Annotated in this window: 6 protein-coding genes; all 6 read right to left on the reverse strand. The window is 61.8% G+C overall.

Annotated features, from left to right (window positions below):
• Nucleotides 1-524, reverse strand: a 524-nt coding sequence (locus tag AC5E6N_RS17820; protein WP_491749076.1) for an ATPase domain-containing protein, incomplete at its 3' end; no start/stop codon positions are given.
• 9 nt (nt 525-533) lie between these two features.
• On the reverse strand, nt 534-1715 hold the full coding sequence (gene alr / locus AC5E6N_RS17825) for an alanine racemase (protein WP_491749077.1): 1182 nt from the start codon (nt 1713-1715) through the stop codon (nt 534-536).
• A 25-nt stretch (nt 1716-1740) separates the two neighbouring features.
• The gene (locus AC5E6N_RS17830) at nt 1741-3267 is read right to left on the reverse strand and encodes a replicative DNA helicase (RefSeq protein WP_491749078.1); all 1527 of its coding nucleotides are present in this window, start codon (nt 3265-3267) and stop codon (nt 1741-1743) included.
• Between the two features lie 183 nt (nt 3268-3450).
• Nucleotides 3451-4725: a cyclopropane fatty acid synthase gene (locus AC5E6N_RS17835; protein WP_491749079.1), complete on the reverse strand. Its 1275-nt coding sequence runs from the start codon at nt 4723-4725 to the stop codon at nt 3451-3453.
• Nucleotides 4726-5247: 522 nt separating this feature from the next.
• A complete protein-coding gene (gene rplI / locus AC5E6N_RS17840) occupies nt 5248-5916 on the reverse strand; it encodes a 50S ribosomal protein L9 (protein ID WP_491749080.1) in 669 nt (222 codons plus the stop codon).
• Nucleotides 5917-5938: 22 nt separating this feature from the next.
• Nucleotides 5939-6905: DUF2232 domain-containing protein (locus AC5E6N_RS17845; RefSeq protein WP_491749081.1), on the reverse strand; the 967-nt coding region annotated here is incomplete at its 5' end.

Consider the following 6905-nt stretch of genomic DNA (forward strand, 5'->3'; position numbering starts at 1 on the left):
ATGGAATCGATAATGACGAGATCGGGGCGCTTTTCCTGCGACAGCGTCGCAAGGATGTCCTCCACATTGGTCTCGGCCGCCAGTTTGACATCGGTATCGGCGGCGCCGAGCCGCTGCGCCCGCAGCCGGATCTGCGCAATGGCTTCCTCGCCCGATACGTAGATGATCCTGTGGGACCTGCGTGCAAGCGCCGCGGCGGCCTGCATCAGCAGCGTCGATTTGCCGATTCCCGGATCGCCGCCCACCAGGAGGGCGGAGCCGCGGACGAAACCGCCGCCCGTCACACGGTCGAGTTCGGCGATGCCGGTCTGGATGCGCGGCGCGTCCTCGATGTCTCCGGACAGCGATGTGAGGGCCACCGGTTTGCCTTTTGAGCGCGGCTTTCCCGGGCCGCTGGCGATGCCGCCTCCCGGATCTTCCTCCACAATCGTGTTCCAGGCGCCGCAGCCGTCGCACTTGCCGGCCCAACGGGTGTGGACCGTGCCGCAGTTCTGACAGACGAATTGGGGTTTGGAGCGAGCCATGACCGTCCGTCAATCCACGTTTTCGGCCGGCAGATAGTGCCTTCGGTAGCGCTGGCCGAGCGCCGTCAGCAGCTCATAGCCGATCGTTCCGCCCGCCCGCGCCACATCGTCGACTGCGACATTGTTTCCGAACAATTCGACAAAATCCCCGGCCTGCAGCGCGTTTTCCGGCACGTCGGTGATGTCGAACGCCGTCATGTCCATGGTGACACGGCCGAGAACCGGCAGGCGCTGACCGGCGGCGAAGGCGTGGGCGCCCTCGCTTTCTAACGTGCGCAACGGCACGCCGTTTCCGGACAGTGTCCGCAAATACCCATCCGCATAGCCGATGGAGCACACCGCGATACGGCTGTCCCGTTCGAGGGTCACGGTCGCCCCGTAGCTCACCGTCTCTCCGCGCCTGGCATGGCGAACCGTGATGATGCGGGCTTCCGCAGTGACGACGGGCCGGGTCAGCGGCTCGACATCCTCGCCGACGGAGCCTCCGAAGAGCATGATACCCGGCCGGGTCAGATCGAACCTGTATTCAGGCCCGAGGAGAACGCCGGCGGAATTGCTCAAACTTGCCTCAACCCCTTCGAACGTGGCGGCGGCGGCCTGAAAGGCCCCAAGCTGATGGCGGTTGAGCGGGTGATCGGGCCTGTCTGCACAGGCCAGATGGCTCATCAGCAGGACAGGCGAAAAACCCGCCGGGCGGGTCACGTCTTCCGCCAGCGTCACGGCCTCTTCGTGTGTGATCCCCAGTCGGTTCATGCCCGTGTCGACCTGCAAAGCGCAAGGGTGGTCGCCATTGGCGACACAGGCATTGGTCCAGATGGCGACATGCTCCATGGACGCCAGAACCGGCACCAGTCCCGTGGCCCGGCAGGTTTCCTCGATGCCTGGCAGAATGCAATTCATCACGAAAATGCGCGCCTGCGGCGCGTAGACGCGGATGATCGCGCCCTCGCGCGCGGTCGCGACGAAGAAATCGCGGCACCCGGCCGCATAGAGCGTGGTGGCGACCTCGGGCGCGCCAAGGCCGTAACCGTCGGCCTTGATGACCGCGGCGCAGCGGGCCGGTCGCGACCGGTCGCGCATGGTGCGCCAATTGTCGGCGAGCGCCTGCAGGTCGATGGTCAGGCGCGCGCCGTATCCTTCATCGATATCGTGCTCAGTGCCGATGTGCCGTTCGTTCAATGCGTCCGCCAATTCCGCTGTTTAGAGCAAGATGAGGTCAGTCTTGGCTGTATTGCAGGTAGGAGTTGTCCGCAAGGTCCGAGAAGCGGGTAAATTCGGCCTGGAAGCCCAGCGAGACGGTTCCGGTGGGGCCATGGCGCTGTTTGGCAACGATGACGTCGGCCATGCCGCGCACCTTCACCATCTTTTCCTCCCAGCGCAGATATTCCTCGGTCTTGATGTCGCCTGCGATCTCTTCCGGCGTGCGGCGCGGCTCGGTGTTCTTGACATAATACTCCTCGCGATAGACGAAGAGCACGACATCGGCGTCCTGCTCGATCGAGCCGGATTCGCGCAGGTCCGAAAGCTGCGGCCGCTTGTCGTCGCGATTTTCCACCTGGCGCGAGAGCTGCGACAGCGCCACGATCGGCACGTTCAGTTCCTTCGCCAGCGCCTTCAGGCCGGTGGTGATCTCGGTGATCTCCTGCACCCGGTTATCGCCCGCCTTCTTCGATCCGGTCATGAGCTGCACATAGTCGACGACAAGCAGGTCGAGACCGCGCTGGCGCTTGAGGCGGCGCGCCCTGGCGGCAAGCTGGGCGATGGAGATGCCGCCGGTCTGGTCGATATAGAAGGGAATTTTCTGCATCTCCTGCGAACAGCCGACCAGCAGCTCGAAATCGGCCTCGGTTATCTCTCCGCGGCGGATTTTCGACGACGATATCTCGGTCTGCTCGGAAATGATGCGGGTCGCCAGTTGCTCCGAGGACATCTCCAGGGAATAGAAACCGACAACCCCGCCATTGACCGCCGTGGTCGTCCCGTCGGCCTGAACCTCCGGCTGGTATGCCTTGGCGATGTTGTAGGCGATATTGGTCGCGAGCGACGTCTTGCCCATGCCCGGACGGCCGGCAAGAATAATGAGGTCGGACGGCTGCAACCCGCCCATGCGGGTGTCGAGCTGGGTAATGCCGGTGGAGATGCCCGAAAGGCCGCCGTCACGCTGATAGGCGGCGCCCGCCATGTCGATGGCAAGCGCGACCGCATCGTTGAACGACTGGAAGCCGCCGTCATAACGGCCTGTTTCAGCCAGTTCGAAGAGCCGCCGTTCGGCGTCTTCGATCTGGTTCTGCGGCGGCATGTCCAGCGGCGCGTCATAGGCGATGTTGACCATGTCCTCGCCGATGGTGATCAGCGAGCGGCGCAGGGCGAGATCGTAGATCGCCCGCCCGTAATCCTCGGCGTTGATGATCGTCACGGCTTCCGCGGCAAGGCGCGCGAGGTACTGCGCGACGGTCATGTCGCCCACCTTTTCGTCCGCCGGCAGGAAGGTCTTTATGGTGACCGGATTGGCTGTCTTGCCCATGCGGATGATGTCGCCGGCGACCTCGAAGATCTTCCGGTGCAGCGGCTCGTGCAGATGCTGGGGCTTGAGGAAATCCGAAACCCGATAATAGGCATCGTTGTTGACAAGGATCGCGCCGAGCAGCGCCTGTTCGGCCTCGATATTGCCCGGAGCCTCGCGATAAAGACCGCCACCCTCATTGCTGTCTGAGTCGCCAATCGGTCGTGCCGGATCGCTCATCGCCTGCTTTCTGTCTTGAATCCCCTCAGCGCGCTTGCGCGCCGGGCAGGTATAACGCCATCGCAAACGGCGCGCGTACAAAACATGCGGCCATGCTCAATCTCCACAACAGATGTGTGGAAAGGAGGATACTATCTGATTCTGTTTGACTTCCGAACCCGAATCAATTCGCGGCTGGTGAAATTACTTGGCTGCCGCCTTGCGTTTCTTGCGGGCCGATTCGCTGGCTTTCCTGGCCCGGTGAGGCACATGCTCTCTCCCGCCGATATAGTCGCGGGTGAGGGGAACGGCGTCCGGTTTGTGGGCGAGCTGGATCTGGAACACAACCAGGTCCTGCCATCGAAAGGCGATTTCCGAGCCGGCCAGATAGAACTCCCACATGCGGCAGAAGCGCTCGTCATAGAGCTCCTTCGCCTTGTCCCAGTTTTCAACGAATCTCGACCGCCAGGCCTTGAGCGTCTCGGCGTAATGAAGACGCAGCACCTCGATGTCTGTGACGACAAGACCGGACCGTTCGATGGCCGGCAGCATTTCGGAGAGCGAGGGAATATAGCCGCCGGGGAAAATGTGTTTCCTGATGAACGGATTTGTCGGCGTGGGCGGTTCGGACTGGCCGATCGTGTGCAACAGCATCACGCCGTCTTCGTCGAGCATCTGCGAGCATTTGTTGAAATAGGTGGAGTAGTGTCGGCGCCCGACATGTTCGAACATGCCCACTGAAACGATCCGGTCGAAATCCTGCTCGAGTTTGCGGTAATCGAGCAGTTTGAATTCGACCTGGCCGGCAAATCCGTCTTCGCGGGCGCGCTGCGTTGAGGCGGCATGTTGCTCGTCCGACAGGGTGACGCCGGTGACATTGGCGTTGAACTGGCTGGCAAGATGCAGCCCCATGCCGCCCCAGCCGGACCCGATGTCAAGCACGCGAAGCCCCTCGCGGCTCATGATCAGCTTGGAGGAGATAAGGCGCTTTTTCGCCAACTGGGCCTGTTCCAGATCCACTGACGGGTCCTCGAAATAGGCGCAGGAATATTGCCGGTCCTGATCGAGAAAAAGATCGTAGAGCTTGCCGGAAAGATCGTAATGATGCTGCACGTTGGAACGGGAACGGCCGAGCGTGTTCCATTCCAGTATATGCGCCGGGATGCGGCGCAGGTGCTCCAGTGTCCTGACCCATCTGGCCGGGGTTGATCTGTGCTGGCGCACATTTTTGAAGATCAGTTCCAGGAGCCGGTAAATGGAGCCTTCCTCAAGCTCCAGATCGCCGTCCATATAGCACTCACCGAGCTTGAGGTTGGGGTCGAACGCGACCGCCCGCTCGGCCGCTGCGCTTTTGAAACGCAGATGAACGGACGTGCCCGTACCGTCACCAAGCCGCAATTTGGTGCCGTCGGCGGACGTAATCGTCAGATCGCCGGTCTTGATGAGCTTGCGTAAAAGGTGCCCCAGAAAACGGTTCACGGTGAAAACCTCTAGATTACAAGACTAGAGCGAGATGAGGTTAGCTTGAATCATTTGATGGCGGAAAATCGGTTCACTCGGCAAGGCGCGTCGCGCAGCGCGATGTGGTGCATCGGGCAAGAGGCGCAACGCTGCCGATGGGCCGATTTTCCCCACCCTTGAAAGGAAGAGGATATTGGAGAATACCGCTGAATGGGCCGGGCGATTTTGCCCTCTGACTGCGTTGGCTCGCGCTTGTGGTGGGATAACACCACGGCGCGCAACCCGCCTAGTCAGAGACCAAAATCGCCGCGGTCAAATGCTTCAATCTAACCTCATCTCGCTCTAACAGAGTTTTCCGTCTTCAAGAAAAGTGTAGCAGCCTTTGGTGAATAGTCCAGATGGTTGTTTTTTCCGCAGAAATCCGCGTCCTGTGATTGAAATTGCCGCAAGCGTGTGGAGCCTTTCAGGCCGGTGGCTCTCTGGCGGGCACAAAAAAACCCGGCGCAATGGCCGGGTTTCCTGTTGCCTCTGTAGCCCGGATCAGGCTTTGGGCTCTTCCTCGGTCTCGTCGGCAGGCTCGGCCTCTGCCTCCGCAGCGGCTTCCTCTTCAGCCTCGGCTTCCTCGGCAGCGTCCGATTCTTCCGTGGAGAATTCGACACCTTCCTCGAACATGTCCTCGGCGTGAACCTCTTCTTCCTCGTCCGTGCCGTAAATGGCGTCGGCCGATGTCAGATCCTCACCCTTGGCCTGACGCTCCGCCTCGTCGGCCGAACGGGCGACATTGAGCTCGACCTTGACCTCGACCTCGGCATGAAGCGAGATGATGACTTCGTGCATGCCGATGGCCTTGATGGGCGTGCGCAGCTCCACCTGGCTGCGGCCGATGGAGAAGCCTTCTTCCTCCAGGATGGTGACGACATCGCGTGCGGCGACCGAGCCGTAAAGCTGGCCCGTCTCGCCGGCGGCGCGCACGACGATGAAGGACTTGCCGTCGAGCTTGTCCGCGACCTGCTGCGCTTCGCCGCGGCGTTCCAGGTTCCGCGCCTCAAGCTGCGCGCGCTCGCTTTCAAAGCGGGCCTTGTTCGCGTCATTGGCCCGCAGCGCCTTTCCCTTGGGCAAAAGGTAGTTGCGCGCGTATCCGTCGCGTACCTTCACCACATCGCCCATCTGCCCGAGCTTTGCTACGCGTTCGAGAAGAATGACATCCATCGGGGTTTCCTTTCAGATTTCGTCAGTTCGTTTGATCGTTGGAATTGTCCGGCCCCGGGCCGGACGTGGATAGGGGAGCCGTGCGCGCCGTCTCGAACAGTCCTGCAAAGAGGAAGGCGATCAGCGGCAGCGGAAACAGTAAAATGATGGCGGTGTAGGTCATCCACAGCGCCGCGAAACGCCACGCCTTTTGCATGACGCGGTGGTGCAGCATGGCAAGCCCCGCCATCATGAAGCCGCCGGCATAAGCCCCGGAGATAACCGATCCGATAAGGCCGACCGTACCCCCGACAAAGGTCAATGCAAGACCGGCACCGAAGACAAGCAGGCCGAGCCGCGACATGCGCAGCCCCGCCGGGATAAGATCGGCGGGCCGCTTGGCGCGGCCGGAAAGCCGCACGATACCGCAGGCAAGGTACCAGGCCGTAAAAAGGATAATGACCCACATCATCGCCTGCAGCGCGGGCAAGACCCGGGTCGTGAATGCGACCATGTCCTGCCTGCCGGCCTCGTCTATCTGCATGTCCGGGTTCTGTTCACCCAGTATCGCGAACACATTGCCGACCACCTCGGACACGAGATCCTCGCCGTAGCCGACGGCATAACCGAGTATGATCAGGGACAGGGAAACAAGGCCGCATATATGCAGCATGATGTCGGACAGCGGATACCAGGCAAGCTTGCCCTGCGGTCCGCCGAGTTCTTCCGCCGGTCTTGCAAGGTTCGACAGGTGCGCGATCCAGGCGGCGGGCGCCAGCGTCGTTACCGCAACCATCGCCGCGCCGAGCGGCGAGATGGCCGCCGCTATGACGATTGCGCCCGTTGCCACGGCTGCCGCCCCTGCCAGGTTTGACCAGCCCATCCCGGCTATCAGCACCGGCAGCGTTGCCCCGGCGGAAAGGATGACGGACAGCGCGGACATATCGCCGGAGCCGATGACGAGAAGGGCGGAGGCGAGGCCGGCGACAATGCCGACGATCAGTGATTGC

Source organism: Hoeflea sp., assembly GCF_984452065.1.